Origin of the sequence: Paraburkholderia haematera, from assembly GCF_905220975.1 — a bacterium.
GTDB classification, from domain to species: domain Bacteria; phylum Pseudomonadota; class Gammaproteobacteria; order Burkholderiales; family Burkholderiaceae; genus Paraburkholderia; species Paraburkholderia haematera.
The window spans coordinates 230,338-256,621 of sequence record NZ_CAJNBK010000003.1 but is presented as its reverse complement, the minus strand read 5'-3'; the positions used below and the strand labels follow the sequence as shown (position 1 = coordinate 256,621).

Annotated in this window: 21 protein-coding genes and 1 riboswitch; of the genes, 10 read left to right on the top strand and 11 right to left on the bottom strand. The window is 64.3% G+C overall.

From position 1 onward, the window contains the following. Positions 1 to 46: 46 nt before the first annotated feature. Positions 47 to 988, bottom strand: a complete 942-nt coding sequence (locus KHO23_RS08440) for a LysR family transcriptional regulator (RefSeq protein WP_211610551.1) — start codon at positions 986 to 988, stop codon at positions 47 to 49. Positions 989 to 1,248: 260 nt separating this feature from the next. On the opposite strand from KHO23_RS08440, the gene KHO23_RS08435 reads away from it, so the two are divergent. From KHO23_RS08435 to KHO23_RS08425, 3 genes are all read left to right on the top strand, one after another. Continuing rightward, positions 1,249 to 2,448, top strand: coding sequence for an amino acid aminotransferase (locus KHO23_RS08435; protein WP_211610550.1), 1,200 nt, complete (start codon positions 1,249 to 1,251; stop codon positions 2,446 to 2,448). A 67-nt stretch (positions 2,449 to 2,515) separates the two neighbouring features. Continuing rightward, positions 2,516 to 3,307 (top strand): class II aldolase/adducin family protein, encoded by a 792-nt coding sequence (locus KHO23_RS08430; protein WP_211610549.1) that lies wholly within the window; start codon positions 2,516 to 2,518, stop codon positions 3,305 to 3,307. Positions 3,308 to 3,347: 40 nt separating this feature from the next. Continuing rightward, entirely contained in the window at positions 3,348 to 4,331 is a 984-nt protein-coding gene (locus KHO23_RS08425; RefSeq protein WP_211610548.1) for a 2-dehydropantoate 2-reductase, read from the top strand. Positions 4,332 to 4,444: 113 nt separating this feature from the next. Here the strand turns inward: KHO23_RS08425 and KHO23_RS08420 are convergent, their stop codons facing one another. From KHO23_RS08420 to KHO23_RS08405, 4 genes are all read right to left on the bottom strand, one after another. Beyond that, on the bottom strand, positions 4,445 to 4,615 hold the full coding sequence (locus tag KHO23_RS08420; RefSeq protein WP_183082141.1) for a hypothetical protein: 171 nt from the start codon (positions 4,613 to 4,615) through the stop codon (positions 4,445 to 4,447). A 19-nt stretch (positions 4,616 to 4,634) separates the two neighbouring features. Next, positions 4,635 to 6,353 (bottom strand): FAD-dependent oxidoreductase, encoded by a 1,719-nt coding sequence (locus KHO23_RS08415; protein WP_211610547.1) that lies wholly within the window; start codon positions 6,351 to 6,353, stop codon positions 4,635 to 4,637. Positions 6,354 to 6,572: 219 nt separating this feature from the next. Continuing rightward, positions 6,573 to 8,525 carry an AI-2E family transporter gene (locus KHO23_RS08410; RefSeq protein ID WP_211610546.1) on the bottom strand — a complete coding sequence of 651 codons (1,953 nt, stop codon included), beginning with the start codon at positions 8,523 to 8,525 and terminating at the stop codon, positions 6,573 to 6,575. Between the two features lie 138 nt (positions 8,526 to 8,663). Next, entirely contained in the window at positions 8,664 to 9,944 is a 1,281-nt protein-coding gene (locus KHO23_RS08405) for a DUF445 domain-containing protein (protein WP_211610545.1), read from the bottom strand. A gap of 195 nt (positions 9,945 to 10,139) precedes the next feature. Here KHO23_RS08405 and KHO23_RS08400 point away from each other — a divergent pair, with 195 nt between their 5' ends. Both KHO23_RS08400 and KHO23_RS08395 read left to right on the top strand, forming a co-directional pair. After that, positions 10,140 to 11,282, top strand: coding sequence for a metallophosphoesterase family protein (locus KHO23_RS08400; protein WP_211610795.1), 1,143 nt, complete (start codon positions 10,140 to 10,142; stop codon positions 11,280 to 11,282). Then, positions 11,279 to 13,903, top strand: coding sequence for an AAA family ATPase (locus KHO23_RS08395; protein WP_211610544.1), 2,625 nt, complete (start codon positions 11,279 to 11,281; stop codon positions 13,901 to 13,903). The genes KHO23_RS08400 and KHO23_RS08395 overlap by 4 nt, the downstream gene beginning before the upstream one ends. A gap of 29 nt (positions 13,904 to 13,932) precedes the next feature. On the opposite strand, the gene cobJ is transcribed toward KHO23_RS08395, so the two are convergent. From cobJ to KHO23_RS08375, 4 genes are read right to left on the bottom strand one after another with little or no spacing between them, the layout of a single operon-like run. Then, positions 13,933 to 15,777 carry a precorrin-3B C(17)-methyltransferase gene (cobJ, locus tag KHO23_RS08390; RefSeq protein WP_211610543.1) on the bottom strand — a complete coding sequence of 615 codons (1,845 nt, stop codon included), beginning with the start codon at positions 15,775 to 15,777 and terminating at the stop codon, positions 13,933 to 13,935. Continuing rightward, positions 15,765 to 16,496, bottom strand: coding sequence for a precorrin-2 C(20)-methyltransferase (locus tag KHO23_RS08385; protein ID WP_211610542.1), 732 nt, complete (start codon positions 16,494 to 16,496; stop codon positions 15,765 to 15,767). The genes cobJ and KHO23_RS08385 overlap by 13 nt, the downstream gene beginning before the upstream one ends. Continuing rightward, on the bottom strand, positions 16,497 to 17,123 hold the full coding sequence (locus KHO23_RS08380) for a precorrin-8X methylmutase (protein ID WP_211610541.1): 627 nt from the start codon (positions 17,121 to 17,123) through the stop codon (positions 16,497 to 16,499). After that, positions 17,116 to 18,657 carry an oxidoreductase gene (locus KHO23_RS08375; protein ID WP_211610540.1) on the bottom strand — a complete coding sequence of 514 codons (1,542 nt, stop codon included), beginning with the start codon at positions 18,655 to 18,657 and terminating at the stop codon, positions 17,116 to 17,118. The genes KHO23_RS08380 and KHO23_RS08375 overlap by 8 nt, the downstream gene beginning before the upstream one ends. 82 nt (positions 18,658 to 18,739) lie before the next feature. Beyond that, positions 18,740 to 18,918: riboswitch (cobalamin riboswitch) on the bottom strand. 84 nt (positions 18,919 to 19,002) lie between these two features. Here KHO23_RS08375 and cbiE point away from each other — a divergent pair. The 4 genes from cbiE to cobM are packed head-to-tail and all read left to right on the top strand — an operon-like array spanning position 19,003 to position 22,833. Beyond that, positions 19,003 to 20,238, top strand: a complete 1,236-nt coding sequence (gene cbiE / locus KHO23_RS08370; RefSeq protein WP_211610539.1) for a precorrin-6y C5,15-methyltransferase (decarboxylating) subunit CbiE — start codon at positions 19,003 to 19,005, stop codon at positions 20,236 to 20,238. Continuing rightward, on the top strand, positions 20,238 to 21,326 hold the full coding sequence (locus tag KHO23_RS08365; protein WP_211610538.1) for a cobalt-precorrin-5B (C(1))-methyltransferase: 1,089 nt from the start codon (positions 20,238 to 20,240) through the stop codon (positions 21,324 to 21,326). The genes cbiE and KHO23_RS08365 overlap by 1 nt, the downstream gene beginning before the upstream one ends. Then, entirely contained in the window at positions 21,323 to 22,045 is a 723-nt protein-coding gene (locus tag KHO23_RS08360) for a cobalt-precorrin-6A reductase (RefSeq protein WP_211610537.1), read from the top strand. Before KHO23_RS08365 ends, KHO23_RS08360 begins: the two co-directional genes overlap by 4 nt. Positions 22,046 to 22,104: 59 nt before the next feature. Further along, positions 22,105 to 22,833 (top strand): precorrin-4 C(11)-methyltransferase, encoded by a 729-nt coding sequence (cobM, locus tag KHO23_RS08355; protein ID WP_211610536.1) that lies wholly within the window; start codon positions 22,105 to 22,107, stop codon positions 22,831 to 22,833. A gap of 19 nt (positions 22,834 to 22,852) precedes the next feature. Here the strand turns inward: cobM and KHO23_RS08350 are convergent, their stop codons facing one another. Together KHO23_RS08350 and speB are read right to left on the bottom strand one after the other, a co-directional pair. Next, positions 22,853 to 23,938, bottom strand: a complete 1,086-nt coding sequence (locus tag KHO23_RS08350) for a polyamine ABC transporter substrate-binding protein (protein ID WP_211610794.1) — start codon at positions 23,936 to 23,938, stop codon at positions 22,853 to 22,855. Positions 23,939 to 23,997: 59 nt separating this feature from the next. Continuing rightward, positions 23,998 to 25,035: an agmatinase gene (gene speB / locus KHO23_RS08345; RefSeq protein ID WP_236066748.1), complete on the bottom strand. Its 1,038-nt coding sequence runs from the start codon at positions 25,033 to 25,035 to the stop codon at positions 23,998 to 24,000. Between the two features lie 185 nt (positions 25,036 to 25,220). Between speB and KHO23_RS08340 the strand changes: the two genes are divergently transcribed. Further along, positions 25,221 to 26,108, top strand: a complete 888-nt coding sequence (locus KHO23_RS08340) for a LysR substrate-binding domain-containing protein (RefSeq protein ID WP_211610535.1) — start codon at positions 25,221 to 25,223, stop codon at positions 26,106 to 26,108. The last annotated feature ends 176 nt before the right edge of the window (positions 26,109 to 26,284 follow it).

The window sequence follows — 26,284 nt, the reverse complement described above, 5'->3', positions numbered from 1 at the left end:
ACATCAGCCAAACATCAGTCCAAGCGCATTGAACGGAAATCGAAAATCACCCGCGCTTCACCCGCGCATCGGCCTGCGTCTCACGATCCCAGCGCTTCAGCCACGGCATGATGAATTCGGCGAAACCGTCCGCCGGCGGCGACAGCGCACGTTCGGTCGAGCGATACACACACACTTCGCGGATCGTTTCAGGATCGACGATCCGCTTCATCACCAGCCCGAAGGTCCGGGCGAGCGGCGCGACGTAAGCGGGCGCGAGCGTCACGGCGAGCCCCTGTGACGCAAGACCGAACGCCGTCGTGACGTTGTCCACCACGTCCACCGGGATAATGCGCGCTTCGACCGGGAGATTAGCCAGCATCTGTTCGACCGCGCGTTCGTGATCGCGGCCGGTAGCCACGATCGGCACGTCGCGCAAATGCTGCCACTGCACCCGGCGCCGCGCGCTCAGCGGATGGGTCGGCGCGCACCACATCACCCATGGGCTCGCGAAGGCCGGATCGCAACGCACCCGCGTGCCGCTCTGGCGATCCGGGCCGATTGCAAGATCCACGTCGCCGCTTTCCACGCGCTCCACCAGTTGTTCCACCACGGTGTCGCAAATGCGCACGACCACCTTCGGTTTGTCGCGCGCATAGTCGGCGATGGCCGCCGGCAGCGCGGTCGCCGCGAGCACCAGCGGCGCGCCGACTCGCACGATGCCTGCCGCGCGATTGCGGATGTCGTCGGCGGATTGCGCGGCGGCGCGCACATAGCGCAATACGGATTCGGCCGACGATAGAAAATCCTGCCCTGCGCTCGACAGATTGACGCGCCGTGTCGTCCGGTCGAAGAGGCGAAAGCCCAATTCCGTTTCCAGTTCGGCGAGCAACTGGCTGACCGCCGACGAGGTCAGCCCGAGGCGTTCCGCCGCCGCGCCGATGCTGTGCAAATCGACGATGGCGAGAAACGCTTCGAACTGACGGATAGTGACGCGTGTGAGTGGCATCAGTCGATTCTAAAGAAAAACTTACTAATCGTGAAAAATCGATTGATTGTGGGCAACGCGCTATTGGCCGACACTCGTCCTGGTCGACGCGAAGCTGGAAACCCGCTTAGACTTTTGTTTCGCCCACGCGGCTATGGCCAGGCTACAACCCGACTGCGATCCGAATGCAACCCGACTGCAACCCGGTTGCCACGGCCCACACTCAGGGTATACGCCGGCCGCAGTCAAGCCACATGCGGGGCTCCACTCAAGGAATTGCCATGTTCGACCATATTCCCGCCTATCCGGGCGACCCGATCCTCAGCCTGAACGAAGATTTTCAACTCGATCCCCGGCCCAACAAGGTCAATCTGAGCATCGGCATCTATTTCGACGACGCCGGCAAGCTGCCGGTAATGGACGCCGTGCGGCGCGCCGAAACCGCGCTGCTGGGCGCGATCGGCCCGCGCTCCTACCTGCCGATGGCCGGTCTGCCGCTCTACCGCGACGCAGCACAGGCGCTCGTGTTCGGCGCGGACAGCGAAGCGCGTGCAGCGGGCCGCATCGCGACCTTGCAGACCCTCGGCGGCTCGGGCGCACTGAAAGTCGGCGCGGATTTTCTGAAGCGTTATTTCCCGGCCTCGCAGATATGGATCAGCGATCCGAGTTGGGAAAACCATCGCGTGGTGTTCGAAGGCGCGGGCCTCACGGTCAACACCTATCCCTACTACGACGAGCAGACCGGCGGCCTGCGCTTCGCCGACATGCTTGACGCGATCGGCCGTTTGCCGGAACAGAGCATCGTGCTGCTGCACGCGTGCTGCCACAATCCGACCGGCGTCGACCTGAGCCCGGCGCAATGGGCGGAAGTCGTGCCGGTATTGCAGCGTCGCAAACTGATCGCGTTTGTCGACATGGCGTATCAAGGTTTCGGCGCGAGCCTCGAGGAGGACGCCACCTGCGTGCGCGAGCTTGCGGATGCGGGTGTGCCGTTGATCGTCGCCAATTCGTTTTCGAAGAATTTCTCGCTGTACGGCGAGCGCTGCGGCGCGTTGAGCGTGGTGTGCAAGAGCAAGGAAGAGGCGGCCCGCGTGCTCGGTCAATTGATGTCGGCGGTGCGCGCCAACTACAGCAATCCGCCGACGCATGGTGCGCGCCTCGTGGCGAATGTGCTGTCGGATGCGTCCTTGCGTGCTTCATGGGAAGCGGAGCTCGCCACCATGCGCGAACGGATTCTCGCCATGCGCGGCACGATTCACGAAGGCCTTGCAGGCCACGTCGATGAAGTGATGCGCGCGCGTTACGTTGCGCAGCGCGGCATGTTCACGTACACGGGCTTGAGCGAAGCCCAGGTCGAGCGTTTGCGCAACGAATACGCGGTGTATGTGCTGCGTTCGGGGCGCATGTGCGTCGCCGGATTAAATGCGCGCAACGCCGATTACGTGGCGTCGTCGATCGCCGCGGTGGTGGCGGGCGTGTAACGGCTGTGTAACGGCAATGACTCGCAACCGGCGAGCAGCGAACATAACGATAACCACGGAGACCCTGATGACGACCCTTGAAATGCAACCGGCGAGCCTGCCGAAGTCCGCCGCGATGCATCCCGACGAATGGCAGGCGCGCGTGCAACTGGCCGCGTGCTATCGCATCTTCGATATGCTGGGCTGGACCGAGATGATCTACAACCACATCACGTTGCGTGTGCCGCCGAGCGTGAGCGGCGGCGAGCGCCACTTCCTGATCAATCCATTCGGCCTGCACTATAGCGAAGTGACGGCGAGCAATCTCGTGAAGATCGACGCGCAAGGGCGCGTGCTCGACAATTCGCCGTATCCGGTGAATCCGGCGGGCTTCGTGGTGCATGCGGCGATTCACGAAGGCTTGCCCGACGCGCACTGTGTGATGCACACGCACACTACGGCAGGCGTGGCGGTGGCCTGTCTCGAAGACGGTTTGGAGCAAACCAACTTCTATAGCGCACAGTTGCACGACCGCATCGCGTATCACGACTTTGAAGGCATCACGATTCATGCGGAGGAAGGGCCGCGCCTGCTCGACCATATCGGCAACAGGCAGGCAGTGATCTTGCGCAACCATGGCCTGCTTGCATGGGGCCACACGTTGCCGCAAACTTTCGCTGTTCTGTGGACGCTCAACCGCGCGTGCGAAATCCAGATGGCCACGTTTTCGATGGGCCGCGCACGGCCGGTGCCGGAAGACGTCGCGATCCGTTGCTCGCGCGACTCATTGCAGTTCGATCCGCGTCACGGCGCGGGACAGGATGTGTTCGACGCGTTGGTGCGCCGCGTGGATCGCATCGACGCGAGTTACAAGGATTGACCAAGAGACTGACGCGAAAACTAACGCAAGGATTGAAGCGATGAAAGTAGGAATTTACGGCGCAGGCGCGATTGGTGGCTGGATGGGGGTGAAGCTCGCGCAGGCCGGCCACGACGTGAGCGTGGTGGCGCGCGGCGCGACGCTCGCTGCGTGTCAGCAGCACGGTTTGCGTCTGATCGAAGGCGGCGTGACGCACACCGTGACGGTGAAGGCGAGCGAACAGACGGCGGATCTCGGTGTGCAGGACCTCGTCGTGGTGGCGGTCAAGGGCCCGGCAATGGCGTCGGTGGCCGCCCATATCGCGCCGCTGCTGGCCCCGCAGACAATGGTGCTGACAGCGATGAACGGCGTGCCATGGTGGTTCTGCGACGGACTCGGCAGCGATTTCACCGGCAAGCGGCTGAAGTCGATCGATCCTGACGGCGCGATTGCCGCGGCTATTCCGAGCGCACAGACGGTGGGTTGCGTGGTGCATGCCAGTTGTCTGATCGATTCGCCGGGCGTCATCAAGCATCATCAGGGCAATGGGCTGATCGTCGGCGAGGCGTCGGGGCAGCCGAGCGAGCGCGTCAAGGCGCTCACTGCCACACTGGCCGCAGCGGGCTTCAATGCGTCGACGTCGGAGCAGATTCAGCGCGACGTCTGGTACAAGCTGTGGGGCAACATGACGATGAACCCGATCAGCGCCATCACCGGCGCGACCACCGACCGGATCCTCAGCGACGAACTGGTGCGCGACTTTGTCACGCGCATCATGCTCGAAGCAAAGGAGATCGGCGCACGCTTCGGTATTCCGATTGAGCAGGCGCCGGCGGATCGCCACGAGGTCACGCTCAAACTCGGCGCCATGAAAACCTCGATGCTGCAAGATGTGCAGGCGGGCAAGGCGGTTGAACTCGACGCGCTGGTGGCCGCGGTGCGTGAACTGGGACAACTGACCGATGTGCCGACGCCCTACACGGATGCATTGCTCGGGCTGGCGCGCCTGCATGCGAGCACGTTGGGGTTGTATCCGCGCCAGTGAACGGTGAAAACCGCTAAGAAAAGGAACCGCCTCGCGTGATCGACGGGGCGGTTTTTTTTGCCTTATGTTTTACTTCTTCGCCTTTTGCGCCGTACTTCCGGCGCATTACGCGCTCACTGCAGCTTTGCCGCCTCGATCAACGACAACGCCCGCTGCGTGTCGCCGAGCTCCGTCATGGATAGCAGCGCGAGGCGCGCCAGATACAAAGGCGCTTGCGCTTCGCCTTCGGCAGTCAGTGTCTTGCAGAGCGTCGTGTAGACGAGGTCGAGTTCGCTATCGGTCATGGTGTGGGCTCCTCCTGCTTCAATTCGTCAGACTGGCCGTGATGGCGCTTTGCACGTTCGCCGCTGTGCCGTTGTGCCAGCGGGCAAGCACATGGCCGTCCGGCCTGATCAGGTAGACGGTGCCCGGCGTCGCGTCGAGCATCTCATGCAAGCGTCCGCCCGGATCGACCACATGCGGACTGCCGGCGCGCGGCGCGTCGCCCGTGACCAGGGTGACCGCTTTGAACGGAATGCTGTGTTCGCCAAGCGCATGGTGCAATTGCCGCCATGCTTCGTCTTGCGCCGCGTCCGTGCCGAAGCGCAGAGCGGTGAAGCATGGGCCAAGCAGATCGGTGAGGTGAATATCGACCGCTACGCCGTTGCACATGCGTTGGAGGCGGCACTCCGGCAGTACCGTGCCCGGCGCCGGACCTCTCGCGAACGCGCCGGAGGCAGCGGCCGCGATCCGATTGAGCGGGGACTGGGCATACGCGATCGCATGCGTCTGCCGCGGATTGATCAGAGGCCGCACGGCGGGATGACGTTCGGCCAGTCCTAGCACGGCCTTGCGCATCAGGTCGAATGCGAACGAGGGTGGCGCCATGAATTCCGTGCTTTTCATCCCGTAGCTCAGGTTTTCACGCGCCGCGAAAACGCGCTCGTCGCTGTAGCTGTCGAGCAGACGCACCGATGCCATGCCGTTGACCACACAACCGAGTTTCCAGCCGAGGTTGTCGGCGTCGTCGATGCCGGAATTCGCACCGCGCACGCCGAAAATCGGCACGAGATGCGCGGCATCGCCCGCGAACAGCACCGAGCCGTGGCGGTAGCGTTCGAGCGTCAATGCGTTGGCCTTGTAGACGGTGATCCAGATCGGCGACCATTCACCCGTTTCGCCCATCGAGTCGAGCACGCTCTGCACACGTGGCATCACGTTTTCAGGCTTGATCGCAGCCTCGGGGTCTTCATCGTCGCGAAGCTGGTAGTCGATGCGCCAGACATTGTCAGGCTGCTTGTGCACCAGCACTGTCGAGCCGGGATTGGAGGGCGGATCGAAATAGGCGAGACGTTCGGTGGCGCGCGCGCTCTTCAGTTCGATATCGACGATGACGTAACGGCCCTCGTAAGTCGTGCCCGTGAGCTTGAGGCCGAGTGCCTCGCGGATCGTGCTGCGGCCGCCGTCGCAGGCGACGACCCAGTCCGCTTGCATGGTCCATGCGGTGTCGCCGGTGCTTAGGTTAAGCGTTGCGCCGACGGTGCCGTCGCCAGGATGCTGCTCGATACCGGTCACGCGGGTTTGCCATCGAATGTCAATCAGATCGGCGTGCTGTTCCACTTCGTCGAGCAGCACCTGTTCGATCTGGTATTGCGCGAGGTTGATCATCGGCGGCAGCGATTGCTCGTCGTCCTGATGCATGGTGAAGCGGAACACTTCAGCATTGCGGTAGAAGCTGCGGCCGCCCGTCCATGGCAGACCTTTTTGCAGAAAGCCGTGCACGACGCCCAGGCGTTTGAAAATCTCCAGGCTGCGCCGTGAAATACAGATTGCGCGGCTGCCGGTGCAAACACCGTCATCGGCTTCGATCAGCACCGAGCGCACGCCCTGGCGAGCCAGAGCAAGCGCCAGCGTCATGCCTACCGGACCGCCACCGACGATCGCCACGGCGCGCCGCGCGGGGTCGCGCCCGTCGACCAGCGGCGGCACGACCCCCGCATAGTGACGAGGCGTGAAGGGATAGGGTTTGAAGCTGCGGCTCATGCGTGTCTCCTGGATCTTCAATGCCGATGGATTGCCCGCCGGGGCCTGAGAGCGCTCTGGAGGCGGTGCGAATCGATAGGGGAAGTATGAAGGAGGGCCGGCGCGTGGCTGTCCTCATTTTGGGTACAGTAGCGCGCGCTACACATAGAAAAAAGCCGCAAGCTGCCTCAGCACCTCACGGCTTTCCTGGTCAGTCAGGCAGGGACCGCGCTGACTGGCTCAATCCGCCCCAGCCGCGTGCGAAGGCTGCCGCGTGTGCTGCGCGCTCGCCGCCACCTGGCATTCCTCGATCATCGCGCGGAACGTCGGCGCCGCGTGCGAAGCGCCGGTCGCGCCCGTTTCCGGGCCGCCTTCGGGCGCGCCGCCGACGCCGACCACCAGCGTCGCCCTCGGCCGCCATTCCCGCGTGCGCCGCAGCATATTGCGCAGGTACGGCGGCGACTCCGGCGCATCGAGCGAGATGATGCAGATGATCGGAGTGTCCTTGAAGCTCGGTTCGCCGGCATGCGCGCTGCGATAACCCGAGTGCGTGGCCATCATCGGCGTGAATCCCTGGCGGCCAAGCAATTGCACGGCGATCGCGCTGGTGACTTCGTCGAATGCGCCGCGTCCGGGCACGCACAGCACCGACGTTTTTTCGGTGTCATGGCGTAGTTGCTGGCGGGCTGGATTGGGGCTGTCGTGCCGCTCCGAAAGATCAGCCGACGCCGAAGCCAGTATCGCCCCCGCAGAGTCGGCCGGTTCCGCGAGCGGCAGACGATCCGGCAGTCCGTCGGCGATTTCCAGGTTTTCGACGATATCGACCAGTGCGTCGTTGATCCGCGTCAACTGCTCGGGCATCAACACCCCGCGCATGGCATCGTTGCGCGCGAGCTTGAGACCCTCCAGTGCGACCTTGTCGTAGTAATCGATTAGCGACATCTCGCGCAGCAGGCGCTCGGCCTGCACGATGGCTTCATGCGGATCGTCCGCCAGAATCCGCTGATAGAAAGTCTGCGCGGGCGTCAGCGCGGGCTGGTCGCCCAGCAGCACCGTGAGGAAGTTCAGACGGTCGGCATAGCGGCCCAACGTGACGACGCACAGCGTGAGCGGCGTGGACAGCACGAGGCCGACCGGCCCCCACAGCCAGCTCCAGAAAATCGCCGCGACCACCACCGCCAGCGGCGACAGCCCCGAGCGATGCCCGTACAGCAGCGGCTCGGCGACCTGCCCGGCCACCACATCGACGACGATAAACAGAATCAGCGTATAGACCGCCATGGTCCATTGCGGCTGAATGGCGGCGGCGAGAAACACCGCAAGAATCGCGGCGATCCAGATGCCGATGTACGGCACGAAACGCAGCAGGGCGGCAATCACGCCGAACAGCAGCGCCCCCGGCACGCCGATGATCGCGAGCCCGATGGCGATGGCCCCGCCGGCGCTGACATTCACCCCCAGTTGCGCGACGAAATAGCGGCTCAGCCGCACGGCGGCGTCGTTGATCGCGGTGGTGGTGCGGTGCAGATCGCGCGAACCGAACAGACTGATCAGACGGTCGCGCAGGTCTTCGCGTTGCAACAGGATAAAGATCGTGACGACCAGCACGATGAAGGTGGTCTCGATCGGCGCGATCGCCGGCGACAGCGCGCGTTGCGCGAGCTGCATCGGCGTGGGCGAGGGCTCGTGCACTTCGACGGGTGTCGGCACGGCGGGCGCATTGCGCGCCGCGCGTCCGGTGAGGCGCGGCGGGCTCGGCTTGCTCGGCGCGACGCGTTGCAGCGTGGCGGCGGCGCGGCTCATGAGCGAATCGGCCCGGCCGACGGTTTTCTCCTGCACCGTCTCGATCTTTTGTTCGATCGCCTCCTGATACTGCGGCAGGTCGCCCGCCAGTTGCACCAGTTGCGCCCCGATCAGCGCGCCGACGGCCAGCAAGGTGGCGAGGGCGAACAGCACGGCGATAAAGATCGACGGCAATTGACCCATGTGCAAGCGCCGCAACGCCTGCACCAGTGGCGCGAGCAGAAAGCTGAGCAGCACGGAGAGCGTGATCGGGATCAACACCTCACGGCCGAAGTACAGTGCGCAGACCACCACCACGCCGGTGATGATCGAGGCCAAACCATGCAGACTCGGCGTGCCCGGCGGGTATACGCGGTTCGGCCGCTCATGCGGCGGTAACGATATTTTCATGAACACACTTCTCGATGTGGTGGCGCTGTCGCTTTGATTGAGGGCACGCGCGAACGGAACGGCGGCGCTCAGGCAAAGCGCCTGAGCAATTCATATGCCCGGATTGTAGGCGCTTTGGCGTGTGGCGGTCCGTATCCCCTAGCCCATGTGCAAACGCAGCAGTTCGAACAGCCGCGAACTCGCATACAGCAGCAGACCGATAAAGCCGCCCACAATCGTCCCGTTGATGCGGATGTACTGCAAATCCTTGCCGATGTTCAACTCGATCTGACGTGACATTTCGCGCGCGTCCCAGTTTTTCACTGTATCGCTGATGTGGCGCGTGAGGAACTGGGCAAAATCCGGAGCCATGGCACGCGCCGCTTCTTCCAGGTGATCGTTCAGCGACTGGCGCAGCGCGGGGTCGTGTGCGAGTTCGCGGCCTACCCATTGACCCATCGCCATCACTCTGGCGTGCAGGGCCGAATCGCTGCTTTGCAGATCGCGCTTGAGCCACGCGCGCAATTCGCCCCACATGTCCTTCACATACGTGCTCAGCGCTTCGCCTTCCACCAGATAACGTTTCAGCTCCTCACTTTTCTGCAGGAACGCCGGATCGCTCTTGAGCTTGACGATCAGCTTCTGCGCCGCGTCGTCGAATTTCTGGCGCAACTGATGCGTGGGGTTCTCGCTGATCTGCTCGAGCATCCGGTTCACCGCATTGGCGATCGCTTCCGCGCCTTTTTCGCCGAGCCACGCCGACGGCAGGATCATCTCCATCTTCGGATATTCGCTCTTCACCCACTCGACAATGCGCTCGGCGATAAACTCGCGCGCCTGCGGTTCGCGCAGCAGGGTGACGACCTGTTCGATGCCGGCGTCGAGCAGTTCCTGGTGACGGCCGTCTTTGGTGAGCGTGTCGAGAATCGTGCCCATGGAGTGTGACAGATCGACTTTGGCCAGCATGTTGCGCAACGCGTCCTTGATGAAGACCTGAATGCGCACGTCGTCGGTCAATTCGAGAATGCCGCTCGTCAGTTTGACCACATAGTCGCCCAGACGCGCGGTATTGGCCGGCTGGGTCAGCCAGCCGGTGATGCTTTGCGCCGGGTCGTGTTTCTGGATCAGCCCCACCAGCGACGGCACGTCCAGAAACTTGTCCTGCACGAACACCGCGAGGTTGTCGGCGATCTTGTGCTTGTTCTTCGGAATGATCGCGGTGTGCGTGGAGACGATCGGGATCGGCACACGGCGAAACAGCGCGACCACGGCGAACCAGTCGGCGAGCGCGCCGACCATGGCGGCTTCGGCGATTGCCTTGATGCCGTCCACCCAGATGCCGCGCGGCATGAAAGCCGTGACGACGAATACGCAGGCGGCGGCCGCGAGCAGCAGCAACGGGGTGCGCTTGGCCTTCTTCAGTTCGGTTTCTTTGTTCATCGGCAGCGGGGCAGCGGGGTTCAATTGGATTGAAATGTTGCGATGCGATTGACATGCTCGTCCAGAAACGCGAGTGTAGCGCCGCCATTGCGGCCTTGTGGTGCCGGCTTGGGACATTCTTTGGCCCACCGGCGCGGTAACATGAGCGCCGAACGCGCGTTGAGCGACGATGCAATTGAACGGAACGGAGGCACATTGATCAGGTTTCTGCACACTGCGGACTGGCAGATAGGGACGCAATTCGGCCAGTTCGAGCCGGACGAAGCCGCGCACCTCGCGCAAGCGCGCTTCGACACCGTGCGCCGGATCGCTGAGGAAGCGGCGGCGCGCAAGGTCGACGCCGTGCTGGTCGCGGGCGACGTATTCGACCTGCAGACTGTCTCGGACACGGTGATCCGCCGTCTGTTCGGCGCGCTGCAAGCGTTTTCCGGGCCGTGGATCATGCTGCCCGGCAATCACGATGCCGCGCTGGTCGAGAGCGTGTGGACCCGTGCGCAGCGCCTGAACTGCATCGCGCCGAACGTGCGGGTGGTGCTCGAACCCGGCGTGGTGACGCTCGATGCCTGCCAATGCGCGTTGCTCTGTGCGCCGCTTACGCAACGTATTACTTACGACGACACAACCGGTTTCTTCGACACCACGGAGACGCCGAACGGCTATCACCGCATCGGGCTTGCGCATGGCAGCGTGAGCGGGATTCTGCAGGAGGGCATCGATTCGTCGAACCCGATCGCGCCGACGCGAGCCGCAAGTGCGCGTCTGGACTATCTCGCGCTCGGCGACTGGCATGGTCATTTGCGTGTCGATGAGCGCACCTGGTACGCAGGCACTCACGAGCAGGACCGTTTCCGCGCTAACGACCCTGGCTTCGTGCTCGACGTCACGCTAGCCGAGGCTGGCGCCGTGCCGGCAGTCGAGCCGGTGCGGGTGGGTCAATATCGTTGGCACCGCTGGGAAGAGACGATCTCGGTGCCGACCGATGTGGATTCGCTCAAGACGCGCCTCAGCGCGTTAGACAGTCACGACGTGCTGCGGCTCACCGTCAGCGGTACAACTGCGCTGGCCGAGGCCGAAGCGATTCACGTCGCGGTGGAAGAGACCCGCGCGCGGGTGCGCGCGCTACGCGTCGATCTGAGCGGCCTGCAAGTGCTGCCCACCGCCGACGACCTCGCCGAACTCGGCGCGCAAAGCGGCTACCTCGCGAAAGTGGTGGCGCGCCTGCGTGGTCTGCAGGAGGACCCGCAGTCCGATCCGCAACAGGTCAAGCGGGCGGCGGAGGCGTTGTTGCTCCTCGCGCGTTTTCAACGTGAACTGCCGCGTGAAGCGAGGTCCGCATGAAGCTGGAAAGTATCGCGATTCAGGAGTTCAAGCAGTTCACCGGCCGGCTCGTGATCGACAATCTGGAGCCCGGGCTCAACCTGTTCACCGGCCCGAACGAAGCCGGCAAGAGCACGATCGCCGAAGCCGTGCGAGCGGTGTTCCTCGAACGCTACAAGGCTTCGCATCTGAAAGACCTGCTGCCGTGGAGCAAGGCGAGCGGTCAGCCTTCGGTTGAAGTGACGTTCAATATGGACGGCACGGCGTGCAGGCTGTCGAAACAGTTTGTCACCCGGCAGCGCTGCGAGCTGAAAATTGGCCAGGCGGTATTCGGCGAAGATGAAGCCGAAGACAAGCTCGCCTCGTTGCTCGGTTTTTCGCGTGCCGCACGCGGGCCGCTCAAGGCGGAAAACGCCGGCGTGCCCGGTTTGTTGTGGGTGCAACAAGGCGGCACCCAGGAGGTGCGCGATTCCACGGGGCACGCGGCGCAGTATCTGCGCGATGCGCTTTCGCAGCTCTCGGGCAGCAGCGAATCCGCTGGCGAGGACGCGCTGATCGCGGCCGTGCAGCGCGAACTCCGGCAACTGCTCACTGCGCGTACGCAGAAGTCCACCGGGCCGCTGGCCGAGGCCGAACAGGCGCTGGCGACGCTGATCGTCGAGCGCGACGAGCTTGAGCAGCAGCGCCAGCAGTTCGACGAGAACATCGTGCGCCTCGCCGGGCAGCAGCAAGCGTTCGACGACGCACAAGGCAAGCGCGCCTGGGAGCTTCATGAGCAGAAAGCCGTGCAGGCGCAACGGCGCGCCGATGCCGCGGCGGAACTTGAGCGTCGTCTTGAGACGCTCTCGAAGTCGCTGCAATTGAGCGAGGCGGAACAGGCGCTTTCCTTGCAGCAGGAACAGGCAGCGAACGAACTCGAAACGGCCGTGGCACGCGATCGGCAGCAACTCGACGCTGCGCGAGCCAACGTGTCGGTTGTACAGAACGAACATGCGCAGGCGCAGTCGAGCGTCGTGCAATTCGAACAGGTGTACGCCGACGCCGGCCGCGCGCTCGAACTGGCGAATGCCGCGGTGACCGCGGGCGATTTGCGCAGTCAGATTGCAATGCATCGCACGGAGAGCGAGCGGCTTGAAACAGCTATCGCAGCCGCCGGCAAGGCAAACGACGCCGTGCTGGAGGCGACACGCGCAGCAGCGGCAGTCGAAATCGACGCTGCGCAACTGAAGCGGCTCCAATCACTCGATGCCGAGTTGACCGTGCTGCGCGCGCGGACCGAAGCGGCGATGACGCGCATCGAATACCGGTTGAATGGCGAGATTACCGTCGGCGATGCGAAGATCAGTGGCGAGGGCGTGCTGCGACTCGATGAGGAGAAGCTGATCGGTCTTGGCGAGATCGGCGAATTGCGCGTGATTCCGGGTGTTTCCGATCTGCCGGCACAGTTGTCCGAACTGGCGTCGCTCGAAGCCCGGCATGCGCAGGTGTTGCAGGCGCTGGGCGTGGCGTCGCTGGGCGAGGCCGAGGCGAGGCACGAGCAGTGGAAGGCGCTGATCGCGCAGCAGAAAAGTCAGGCGAAGATTCTTGAGGTGCATGCACCGCAAGGCATCGATACGCTGCGTGCCGCGTTGGCTTCCGCCGCCGCACGGCTGAAAACATCGAATGAGCGCTTGGCTCTATTGCCCGACGTGTCCGGAGCGCCTCCGCTCGATGAGGCTCGCCGTAATGCCGATATCGCGCGCGATGCGTTGGAAGCCGCCAGAAAAGTGCTGGGGCTGGCGGCGGAAAGCAAATCCACCGCCACGGCTACGACAGAATCGCTCGCCGGTCAGTTGCAGCGGAAGGAAGCCCAACTGAGCGACGAAGCGTTTCGCCGCAACCGTGCGCAGTGGCAGACGAAAATCGTCGAGCAGCGTGTGCAGGTTGAGGCGCTGAAAAAGCAACTCGAAGGAAGGGAGCGCGAACTGGAAGCGGCGCGTCTCGACGACCCGGCGGCTGAAGCGAAACGCTATCTTGCGTCGGCGGAACTCGCGCGCACCGAGCAGCGCGAGCGGCAACTGCGGATCACGCAATTGCGCAGTCAACTGGAGACAGTGGGGGCGTCCGGGCTCGGAGAACATCTCGCTACCGTGAAGGCTTCGGTCGAACAAGCCACGCGCCGCAAGGACGAACTCAGCTTGCGGGCGAGCGCGTTGAGTCTGCTCGACGAGGTGCTCGTCGACGAACGCGATGCAGCGGTGGCGCAATTGCGTGCGCCGCTGACCGAGCGCCTTGGGCACTACCTGAAGCGGATTTTCCCGCAGTCGACGATTGCACTCGGCGACGATCTGAGTCCCGCGACGCTGGATCGTTATGGCCGTGCGGATACGCTCGACGCGTTGAGCTTTGGAACGCGGGAGCAACTCGGTATCTTGACGCGGCTGGCGTATGCGGATCTGTTGAAGGCATCGGGCCGTCCGACCTTGCTGATGCTCGACGATGCCGCTGTGCATACCGACGCGGCGCGGCGCGATGCGATCAAGCGCGCGCTGATCGATGCGGCTACGCGGCACCAGATTCTGGTGTTCACGTGCCATCCGGAGCTTTGGGACGATCTGGGTGTCAGGCAGCGTGCGATTGAGGATCTGAAGGTGGCGGCGTAGGGGGCTTGCACCCCTTTGCCGCTAACGGCTCACTCATACCACCGCGGGGTATAAACCCACTCGCCACCGTCGACGCCGTTAGCAAACCCCCGCGTCGTCGACGATCCCACGATCACCATCGTGCGCATATCCACGTCCGACGAGCGCAGTTCGCCGAGCGTGATCGTACGCAGCGTGCTGCCCGGTCTGCCGATATCGCGGCCGAGCACGATTTTCGTCGCCGCCGCGCGGTATTCCCGCACGATGTCCAGCGCTTTATCCAATTGCCATGGCCGTGCGCGGGAGATCGGGTTGTAGAACGCCATCACCAGATCGGCTTCGGCCGCATGCCTGAGGCGCCTTTCGATGATGCTCCACGGCTTCAGATTGTCGGATAACGACAGCATGCAGAAGTCGTGACCCAATGGTGCGCCGGCTTGCGCCGCGGTCGCCATGGCGGCGGACACGCCCGGCACGATGGCAAGTTGGACCGCGCGCCAGTCAGCGTTCGTCGCACCGCCTTCTTCGAGCGCCTCCAGTACCGCAGCCGCCATCGCAAACACGCCAGGATCGCCAGACGACACCATCACGACTGAGCGTCCGGTGCTCGCGAGTTCGAACGCGTGACGCGCCCGCTGCATCTCCTCGCGATTGTCCGTGCCGTGTACGCGCTGATCGGCGCGTAAGGGGCCGGCCATTTTCACGTAGGTTTCGTAACCGAGGATATCGGTGGCTTCGTTCAGCGCTATTCGAGCGGCAGGCACCATCAGGTCGGCACTGCCGGGGCCGAGACCGATCACCGTCAAGCGGCCTCGTGCGCGGCCAATCGTGTTGGGGTCGATTGCCAATGCTGCTAGCGCGAGTGCAACGCCGGTGTCGGCGTCGTCATGCAGCGTTTGATAAGGGACGCGCAGCGCGGCATGCAGTACATTGCTCGGCGGCTCGCCGTCTTCCGGACGCGGCTGGGCAAAGCGCAGCGGCACGTTCAGGCTTACTGCGGCTTCGGCGAGCGCCGGGTCCGCCATGTGGTCGGCAGAAGCCAGCAGTGCCGCGAGCGAGAGTGTCGCAAGACCGTGCGCGTCCAAGGCCTCGCGAACCAGCGCAGCGATTTGGACGCCTGAATGCGTCGGCTCATTTGAACCGGAACATGCGCTGGGGGCCTCATCCGCAGTTGAGCGCGTATCAGCATCAGCATTCGAACCGAAATCTACGCCGAGGTCCGCGTTCGCAGCAGAACGCACACCCGCACCCGTCACCGCCGCCACCACGCTCCGCGGATGAATCACCAACTCATTATCCCGCCCATCCCACGCATGCGGCGTCACGCGAATCGCCAGACGTGCCGATTCCGAGCGCGGCAATTGCGCATCGTCCAGCCAAGGCGCTTCGCCTTCAATGCGCGTGCTTTCTCCGGCCAGCAGATCCGACACAAAGCGCTTGCCTTGCGCGATATCGGCAAGCGCATAACCTTCAGGCGGATTGAGCACACACGTTCCGAAGCGCAATTCGCCGCTCGTCGTAATCGCCGGCGACACAGCCAACTCAGCGGCAATCTCGCGCGCCATCACATTGACGCCCGCAAGGCCGCCGAGTAATGGCACGACCGCACTGCCATCTTCTGCAACGGCCAGTACCGGCGGCTCGACACCCTTATTCGACAGCAACGGCGCCACGCAGCGAATCACGATCCCGGCGGCGCACAGCGCAATGATCGGCGTGCCGCGCGCATACAGATCGCACAGATGCGTGCGAAGCTCCGGGTACGAGACGTCAGCTTCGGCACGTCCCTGTAAGGCATGCACCTGGCTACCTGCGTACAGCATCTGGACACGCCGTGCGGTTTCCAACGCGCCCGCGCCAAGAATCACAATTGCCGGGAGCGTCAACCTTGCCATTTTTCCCCCGGCACCACGAGCAGCGAAAAATACGGCGAGGCCATCGGATCGACTTCGGCGAGCGGCACGATGCGCTGATTGCCCATGGTCGCGCGTTCGACGTAAAGCGCGCGATGCGCGAGCCCCAGTTCGCCGAGCACGCGCCGCACCTTATCGAAATTGCGGCCGAGTTTCATGATGACCGCCGCGTCCGCATCGGCAAGACGCCGGCGCAATTCGTCCTCGGGCAAGACGCCGGAGAGCACCGACAAACTCTGATTGCGATACACCAGCGGCGAACCGAGTACGGCCGCGCCGCCGAGCATCGAGCACACACCGGGCACGACTTCGGCCTCGAAACGCGGCGCGAGCCGGTCGTGCAAATACATATACGAGCCGTAGAAAAACGGATCGCCTTCGCAAATCACCGCGACATCGCGGCCTGCGTCGAGATGGCCGGCGACGATCTGCGCGGCGGTGTCATAGAAGTCCGCGATGATCGCTTCATACGAAAGCGGCGGCTCGAGCGCTTCGGTCGTGACGGGATAAACGAGCGGCAGATGCTGTTGCGCGTCATGCAGATGCGCTTCGATGATGCTGAAGGCGTTGCCCTTCTTACCCTTCGCGACGAAATACGCGACCACGGGTGCCGCTTTCAGCAATCGCAGCGCTTTCAGTGTGATGAGTTCCGGGTCACCGGGGCCGACGCCCAGTCCGAACAAACGTCCTCGCACGGTCATTTACTCGACCTCCGTCGCCAGCGCGTTCACAGCGGCGGCGGCCATCGCGCTGCCGCCGCGTCGACCGTGAACCACGACGTAGGGCACGCCGCGGCTGTCTTCGGCCAGCATCGCTTTCGATTCGGCCGCGCCGACAAAACCGACCGGAAAACCGAGTATCAACGCGGGCCTCGGCGCACCGGCATCGAGCATATCGAGCAGATGAAAGAGAGCGGTCGGCGCGTTGCCGATCACGACCACGCTGCCGGCCAGATGCGGCCGCCACAATTCGAGCGCGGCCGCCGAGCGCGTATTGCCGAGTTCGCGCGCGAGCCCGGGTACGTCCTGATGCGTGAGCGTGCAGATCACTTCGTTGTTCGCTGGCAGCCGTGCGCGCGTGATGCCTTGCGCCACCATGCCGGCGTCGCACAGAATCGGCGCACCTTGTGCCAGCGCCGTGCGGCCCGCAACACCTGCGCCTGCGGAAAACCGCAGGTCTTCAATGACGTCGACCATGCCGCAGGCGTGGATCACGCGTACCGCGAGTTTCTCGAGATCGGCGGGAATGCGCGAGAGGTCGGCCTCCGCGCGTATCGTCGCGAAGGATTGGCGATAGATCTCCTGACCGTCGCGAATGTAATCAAGCATCTGAAGGGCTCCGGGCCGGGTGTGCCAATTGGCCGAGCAGGTCGGCGGCCTGGTCGATCGTGAGTTGGCGTGCGACGCACGAGCCGAAATCCGGCTGGCCGTCGCGTCGATAAAGGTCGTAGATGCCGGGCGCTGCCGCCAGCAGCGTGTAGGGCGCGCAATGTGCGGCGGCGCATGAGCGCGGACAGCCGCTCAGATGGACGTCGACGCCGTCGGGCAAGCGCTCGGCTAGAAGCAGCGCGTCGGCTTTGGTATTGGCGAGGCCTTTTGCACAGCCTGTGGAACCGGCGCAGGCGATCAGATGCGTAATGGGCTGCGCGGGATCGCAGGCGAGGCCTAGCGCGTTCATTTCAGCGAGCACGGCGGGCGCGGCATTGGCGGCGATATCGGGCAGCAATACGCTTTGCCAGGGCGTCATGCGCAGTGTGCCGTTGCCTCGCTGTTGCGCGAGTGCGGCGAGGCCACGCAAGCCTGCGGCGTTGAGGCGTCCGAGCGGCGGTTGGCCGCCTACGTGCAGCATTCCCACTACGCGTTGAGCGTGCGCGCCGAGTCGTAACGTGGCGTCGGCAGGCGTGCCGCGTTGCCAGTTTGCGAGTGAGGTGTCGCGTGACAGTGGGAAGTCGACATACGATTGAGCGTGCTGCAAAAGCGCATTGACAGAATGCGTGGCAAGCTGATGACGCATGCGCGTAACATCGGCGGCGGCCAGATCGAGGAACGTGTGCAAGAGCGCGCGAACAAGGACGGCGACTTGCGATGGCAGCACGGCTGCGAGGGCGCCGGTGCTATCCGTGCGAGGACGCGCGGTGGAGTCGTGCGAGTCGGCGTATTCGGCATGCCGGAATGCATCGGTATCCGCATCCGCGTTCGCGCTTGCCGCCCCAGTCGGACAACCGGCCAGACCAAACACAAATCGCACACCGTCTTCCGATTGCGTCGCCGCCAGCCAGACATCATGCGGATGATCGAGCCTGGCCAGGCGTTCGCCGCCGTCGAGCAGTAGCGCGAATTTGGGCGATAGCGCCGCGAAACGTGCTTCGGTTTGCAGCAGGGTGAGCAGGTCGATGCTGAGCGGTCTTGTGTCGACGAGCGCAAATGGATCGCGCCCGGCAGTCGGGCTCGTCATCAGATTGCGCACATCGTCCGCAGCGGTCGCTGATAGCGGGCCAGGCGCTTGTTGTGTGGCCGTCGATGGTGTTTTTGAAGCGTCCGCTGCACGCGTCGCCGGAACCGGTCCAAGACCCGCCTCGATCAGCGCCGCGATCAGCGCCGTTTCATGCCCACCGCGCACGCCACGCACCTGCAGATTCGCGCGATTCGTGAGTTCAACCACGCCGGCCGCATGCCGCTCGCTGACGTCGGCGATCACCACAGCTTGCGCCGCGCTCAGCTCGCCGCCGGGCAATTTGATCCGGCAGATTCCACCATCGCGCGCGGCGACGATGCGCAGCAGCCCCGGACACGCCGAGGGCCGCAGCGCGCGGGCCGCGTCGGGCAAAGCAGTGGAGGGCGAAGCTTGATTCAAGACGGACACCGGGTTGAGCGTCGCGCGACGGCCCGAGCGCCGCCCAGCGGGCGTTGCTGCGGCATCGGTACACCCCGCCCGATGTAGGCTGGCACGAACAGTCTGGCCGGCAGGTCTCCTGGCTGGCAGGTCAGCGTCCGCCGCGGCCTTCCCGGTCGAACCAGTGGCGCGGAGCGCAGGCGGACTCGCTGCATACAGTTGCGGGGGCAGCCACAGTGGCACTGTGTTCCCTCTTCGGCCCCGAAGGGCACCGGCGGCTGTATTATGCCTTTTTTCGAACAGCACAACGAGGCTGGACGCTTTAACCGGCGTGGCACAGCGCATTATTTGAAGATACAGAATGAGGATGGATGCATGCCGGCGTGGCTGACCGTGGTGGGTATAGGCGATGACGGCTTCGCCGGCTTGGGGAGGCCCGCGCGGCGTGCTTTGCTGGAAGCGTCGGTGGTCTACGGGGGGGAGCGTCATCTGGCCATGCTGCCGGCGCGTCTGGTCGCGCGCCGGGCGGCATGGCCGAAGCCGTTCGATCTCGGGCCTTTGCTGGCGGAGCGCAGCGGGTCCGTCTGTGTGCTGGCGAGCGGCGACCCGATGCTGTTCGGTGTCGGCGCGACGCTGGCGCGGCAGTTGCCGGCTGGCGAGTTGCGGGTGCTGCCGGCGCCGTCGTCGTTGTCGCTGGCGGCCGCGCGGCTGGGCTGGCCGCTGCAGGATGTCGCCACCGTTTCGCTGGTGGGACGGCCGTTGCCGATGCTGAATGCGCATTTGCACGACGGCGCGCGCGTCTTCGTGCTGAGCGCCGATGGGCGCACGCCCGCCGCGCTGGCCGAACTGCTGAATGCGCGCGGTTTCGGCGCGACCCGGATGACCGTGCTGGAGCATTTGGGCGGCGATCGGGAGCGATGTATCGATGGCCGCGCCGACCAGTGGTCCGCGGGCGAGGTGGCGGCGCTGAACCTGATTGCGCTTGAATGCCGTGCCACGGAGGGCGCCCCGCGTCTGCCGCTGACCACCGGCTTGCCCGACGACGCCTTTCGCCATGACGGTCAGTTGACCAAACGCGACGTCCGCGCGATCACGCTGGCGCGCCTCGCGCCGACGCCCGGCGAATTGCTCTGGGATGTGGGCGCGGGCAGCGGCTCGATCGGCATCGAATGGATGCGCGCGCATCCGTCTTGCCGCGCGATCGCGATCGAAGGGCACGCGGAGCGGCAGCGGTTCATCGAACACAATCGCGATGCGTTGGGCGTGCCGGGTTTGCAACTGGTGGCCGGCCGCGCGCCCGAGGCGCTGGGAGGATTGACCGCGCCGGATGCCGTGTTCATCGGCGGTGGCGTGACCGCGCCGGGCGTGCTCGACGCCTGCTGGGCGCGTCTGCGCGACGGCGGGAGACTGGTCGCCAACGCGGTGACCTTGCAAGGCGAGGCGGCGCTCGTGGCGTGGCGGGAGCAGCACGGCGGCACGCTGACCCGCATTGCGCTGGCCGAGGCGCAGCCGCTCGGCGGCTTCGATACATGGCGTCAGGCGTTGCCGATTACGCTGCTGGAAGTGATCAAGCCCAGCACATCTACCCCAGCCGGCTTGCCCCGACCGTAATGCGCGAAGAAACGCCCGAACAACCCGCGCCGCTGCGTAGCGGCTACACGACCGGCAGTTGCGCCACCGCGACGTCGCTCGCGGCCGCGCGTCTGTTGCTCGCGGGTATTGTCAGCGAGGTTGCGGAGATCGTGTTGCCGAAGGGCCAGCATGTACCGATGCCTCTGGTGTTCTGCCGCCTGACCGCGGACGGCGCGGAAGCCGGCACAGTGAAAGACGCAGGCGACGACCCCGACGTGACGCACGGCGCAATCGTATTCGCCCGCGTGCGCTTGATCGCCGAACCCGGTGTGCTATTCCGTGCGGGACCAGGCGTCGGCACCGTGACGCGCGCGGGCCTCACGCTGCCGGTCGGCGAACCCGCGATCAATCCCGTGCCACGCAAGATGATGACCGAGCACCTGACGGAGCTCGCGGCGGAGCATGGATACACCGGCGGCTTCGACGTGGCGATCGGCGTGGAAGGTGGCGAAGCGCTCGCATTGAAAACAATGAATCCGCGGCTCGGCATTCTCGGTGGCTTGTCGATTCTCGGCACCACGGGCATTGTGCGGCCGTTCTCGTGTTCGGCGTATATCGCGTCGATTCATCAGGGTATCGACGTCGCGCGTGCAAACGGTTATCTCCATATCGCGGCCTGCACCGGCAACGCAAGTGAAGACGCGATGCGCGCGCACTACGGTCTGCCGGATATCGCGCTGATCGAAATGGGCGACTTCGTCGGCGCGGTGCTCAAGCATATGAAGCGCGCACCGGTCGAGCGCCTGAGCGTGTGCGGCGGCTTCGGCAAGCTCAGCAAGCTGGCAGCCGGCCACCTGGATTTGCATAGCCGCAATTCGAGCATCGATCTGGAACGGCTTGCCACATGGGCCGCCGCATATGGCGCAGACGACGCGTTGCAGGCGGCGATCCTCGCAGCCAATACGAGTCAGCAAGCCGTCGCGCTAGCGCACGCGCAACACGTGCCGCTCGGCGATATCGTCTGCCGGCATGCGCTTGCTGTCGCGCGCGATATCGTGCCGCCGCAGGTCGCGGTCGAAATGTTCGCGATTGACCGCCAGGGCAATCTGATCGGAGTCGCGCGATGACGCGGGTTCTGTTGCTCGGCGGCACCGGCGATGCTTTGCGGATCGCCAGACAACTCGGCTCTCGGCACGTGTACAGTCTCGCGGGCCTCGGCAAGGTGCCGGACGATCTGTCGTGCGGCGTGCGCGTGGGCGGCTTTGGTGGCAGTGAAGGTATGGCGCGTTATATCGCGGACGAACGTATCGGCCTCGTGGTCGACGCAACGCATCCGTACGCCGCGCAGATCAGCGCCAATGCCGCAAAAGCGAGCGGCGCGGTGGGCGTGCCGTGCTGGGCGCTGCGCCGCCAGGGCTGGAAGCCGCAGGCCGGCGACGACTGGCGCATGGTCGGCGATTGGGCCGAACTCACGGCCGCGCTCGCTCCGTTCAATCGGCCGCTCTTTACGCTCGGTCGCGAACCGCTTGCGCATCTCGACGAAATCCCGCCACAGCAGTTCTGGACGGTACGCTGCCTCGACACATACGAAGGCAGTCCACGCGCGCGGATTCTGGCGACACGCGGTCCGTTTACGCTCAAGGGCGAGCGAATGCTTTTTAGCGCGGAAGCGTTCGATGTCGTCGTCAGCAAGAACAGCGGCGGCAGCGCTACCGAAGCGAAACTCGAAGTCGCGCGCGAACGCGGCTTGCCGGTCGTGATGCTGCGGCGCCCCGAGTTGCCCGCGGTCGATCGTGAGTTTGCAAGCGTGGCCGACCTGCTGGAAGCATTGCAGGTCTCAGGTTAAATGGCGCATAGCATGCACGCATGCATGACATGCTTGCCGAACGAATCATGGAGTTGTGAATGACGGTGTTTTTTATCGGCGCGGGTCCCGGCGACCCGGAACTGATCACAGTGAAAGGGCAACGCCTCGTGCGCGGCTGCCCGGTGATCCTGTACGCCGGCTCGCTGGTGCCGGCCGCCGTGCTGGAGGGGCATATCGCGGAGCAGGTCGTGAATACCGCCGAGCTCGACCTCGATCAGATCGTCGCCTTACTCAAGGCCGCGCACGACAAAGGTCAGGACGTGGCGCGCGTGCATTCCGGCGACCCGTCGTTGTATGGCGCGATCGGCGAGCAGATTCGCAGACTTCGCGAACTCGGCATTCCTTACGAAATCGTGCCCGGCGTGACGGCGACCGCAGCCTGCGCGGCAACGCTCGGTTGTGAACTCACGTTGCCCAATATTTCGCAGACGCTGATCCTCACGCGCTTTGCCAGCAAAACAACGATGCCGGAAGGCGAACAACTCGCCGACCTCGCGAGACATCGCGCGACGATGGCGATACACCTCGGTGTGCGCCATCTCGCGCGCATTGTGGATGAATTGCGGCCGCATTACGGCGGTGATTGTCCGATCGCCGTGATCTATCGTGCGAGCTGGCCGGACGAGGAAAAGATCACGGGTACGCTCGACGACATCGTCGGCAAAGTGCAGACGACCCACATCGAGCGGACGGCGCTGATTCTGGTCGGACAAGTGCTCGCTGCCGAAGGATTCGCCGAGTCGACGCTATACGCAAAAGGCGGCTGATCCTCACGCCGCCGGCTCGTTATCCCCCTGTCTTCAACTGCGCCCATAGCCTGCCTTCCAGGCGCTTGATCTGGGCCGGCAACGGCTTGAGCAGAAACAGCGTTTTCAGCACGGACTCAGGCGGATACACGGTCGGATCGTTGAGAATTTCCGGTCGCACGAATTTGCGCGCGGCGGCATCCGCGTTCGGATAGAACACCTCGTTGGTGATCCCTGCATGAACTTCGGGGCGCTCGATGTAGTTGATCCAGTTGAGCGCGGCTTCTGGATGCGGCGCATCTTTCGGGATCGCCATCATGTCGAACCAGACCGGCGCGCCGCCTTGAGGAATGAAGTACTTGACCTCGTAACTCTTATTGGCTTCACGCGCGCGATGGCTCGCCATCGACACGTCGCCCGACCAGCTCAGTGCAAAACAGATGTCGTCGCCCGCGAGATCGTTGATGTAGCTTGTCGCGTTGAACTGCGTGATGTACGGGCGGATTTTCTTCAGCGCGTCGTACGCGGCCTGATAGTCGGCTGGATTCGTGCTGTTCGGATCGCGGCCGAGATAGTGCAGCGTGACCGCGAATACATCGGTCGGCGCATCGAGCACCGACACCCCGCAACTCTTCAGCTTGCTCAGGTACTCGGGTTTGAAGAGGATGTCCCAGTTATCGAGCGGCGCATCGTTGCCGAGAATCTTTTTGACACGTGTGACGTTGTAGCCGAGCCCCGTGGTGCCCCACGCCCACGGCACCGCGTATTGATTGCCGGGGTCCGCGTCAGCCACCAGCTTCAGCAGACTGCGGTCGAGATTCACCAGGTTCGGCAGTTTCGATTTGTCGAGCTTCTGGTAGATGCCGGCCTGGATCTGCTGGGCGAGGAAGTTCGAGGTCGGCACCACGACGTCGTAGCCGGTCGAACCGGTCAGCAGTTTCGCCTGCAAGGTTTCGTCGCCATCGTAGACGTCGTATTGCACGTGAATGCCGGACTCTTTCTCGAAGTTCGGCACCGTGTCTTTCGCGATGTAGTCGGCCCAGTTATACAGGTTGAGTTGCTTGTCGTCGGCATGCGCGGCGGCGCTAAACGCGCAGATCGCGCAGAACGAGAGCGCGGCCAGCATAGGCGCGGCCTGCCTTGGTGTGGCGGGCGTCCGCTTCATGAGGGTAGGGAGCATGGTGGTCATCCTGAGATGGGTTCAACGGAGCGGTTGTGGTCTGACATGCGCTGATGGCGTTGCAGCTTCTGATTGCGCATCAGGCACAACATGTCGGCGGCAAGGTGGGCCGCGGCGAGGGCGGTGACGTCGCTGTGGTCGTAGGGCGGCGACACTTCCACCACGTCCGCGCCCACCAGATTGACGGCGCCCAGCGCGCGTACGATTTCCAGCGCCTGCGCTGAACTCAGACCACCTGCCACGGGCGTGCCTGTGCCAGGTGCGAAGGCCGGATCGAGGCAGTCGATGTCGAAGGTGAGGTAGGTGGGCGCGTCGCCGACGATCGACAGCACTTCGTCGATGGTCGCCCGCGTGCCATTGCGGTGGACCCATGGCGCGTCGAGAATGCGCACGCCCATGAAGTCGTCGTTCCAGGTGCGGATGCCGACTTGCACCGAACGCGCGGGGTCGATCAGCCCCTCACGGATCGCCTTGTAGAACATCGTGCCGTGGTTCAGCGAATCGGGGTTGTCGTCCGGCCACGTGTCGCAATGCGCGTCGAAATGAATCAGGCTCAGCGGCTTGCCGTATTTCTCGGCGTGCGCGACCAGCAGCGGGTAAGTGATGTAGTGATCACCGCCGAGCGTCAGCATGCGGGTGCCGGTCGCGAGAATCTCGCGGGCGTGAGCGATGATCGCGTCGCGAATGCCGAGCGGGTTGTGAGCGTCGAACCAGCAGTCGCCGTAGTCGACTACGTTGAGGTGATCGAACGGATCGACGCCCCACGGAAACGCGCCCAGCTCGGCCAGCTGTACCGAGGCCGCGCGCATGCCCGCCGGGCCGAAGCGCGTGCCGGGGCGGAAGGTGGTCGCGAGATCGAGCGGAATGCCCGAAATGGCCACGTCGACCCCGGTGAGATCGCGCGTGTAGGGCCGGCGCATGAAAGACAGCACGCCGGCATAGGTGGGGGCGGCGGGTTGGCCGGCCGCAGCGTCCGCGACGGCGGCCGACGTGGTTGCGGCAGGCTGCAAAGCGTTCAGGTTCAGAGGCAGGTTCTGGGTCATGCAGGTCGATCCGGTCGGTTTCAATGAGCGCCGTCACACAAATATTTCTCATGTCTGCTGAAGCAGCGGACGGCGCGTGAAGAGCAACTGGCGCTATGATTGCGGGGCAATATTCCAGCGAAAAGCGAAGAATCTTGCTGGAAGTATCGATATTTCTAATAGCTGGCCGTGACCTTGGTGACCCGATGCGTAGACTTCCCCCGCTGCAGGCCCTGCTCGCTTTCGACGCTGCCGCGCGCCTTGGCAGCTTCACGCGGGCCGCGCAGGAACTGGCGCTGACTCAATCGGCGATCAGCCATCAGATCCAGCAACTCGAGGAATGGACCGGTCAGCCGCTGTTCCGGCGGATCGGGCGCGGCGTGGCGCTGACGGCCGCTGGCGCGCTGTATGCACAGACCGTGACGTCGGCGATGACGACCCTTGCGGATGGACGCGATCGCATCGAGCCGTATGGCAATCCCGATTCGGTGATCGTCTATTGCGCGCCCCAGTTTGCGACGGGTTGGATCATGCCGCGCATGCCGGCGTTTTCGGCAGCGTTGCCGAACATCGAGATCTGGCTCATTACCGGGGACCAGGTGAACGAGATCGATCGTGTCGATGTCGATCTGGTCGTGTCCGTCAAGGAAATCCGCACGCCCGAAGTGATCTGCGAACCTTTGCTCGACGAGGAGGCGATCGCTATCTGCGGGCCCATGACCGCGCGCCGCCTGCGTTCGGCCCCCTTTCCCGACGTTTTGACGCAAGCCCCCTTGCTGGTTCACGAGCCGCGTCCGGAGTGGGCGCCATGGTTGCCGGAGCTCAGGCGCGGCGGTTTGCGCACGCGGCGTGCCATGACGGTCGACGATCCGCGCATCCTCGTGGCGGCGGCCGAGCAGGAGGCAGGCATCGCGATGGTGTCCCGGCTCACCGCCGGGGACGCATTGACGAGCGGGCGCGTCGAGATCTTGCCGCAGGTGCCGGGATTCGCGCTCGCGCCGCTCTGGTTGATGCGTTCGGCCCAACCGGCGCGCTCCGCGGCGGTGGATGCGGTCTATGCGTGGATGATGGGGCTCTGCCGGGGCCGTGATTGACGCGCGGCCGTGCCATCCCGCGCCCGGAAAAATTTCTAAAGCTCTTGCACCATCTTCCGCCGCTGAGGCCGCTATCCTGGCGCCAAGATCAAGCCCGGCACCGAACGCGATGAATCGGATGCTCCCCATTCGCAAGGACTAACCATGCTTCGTTCATGCTGTGCCGCGCTCGCGTC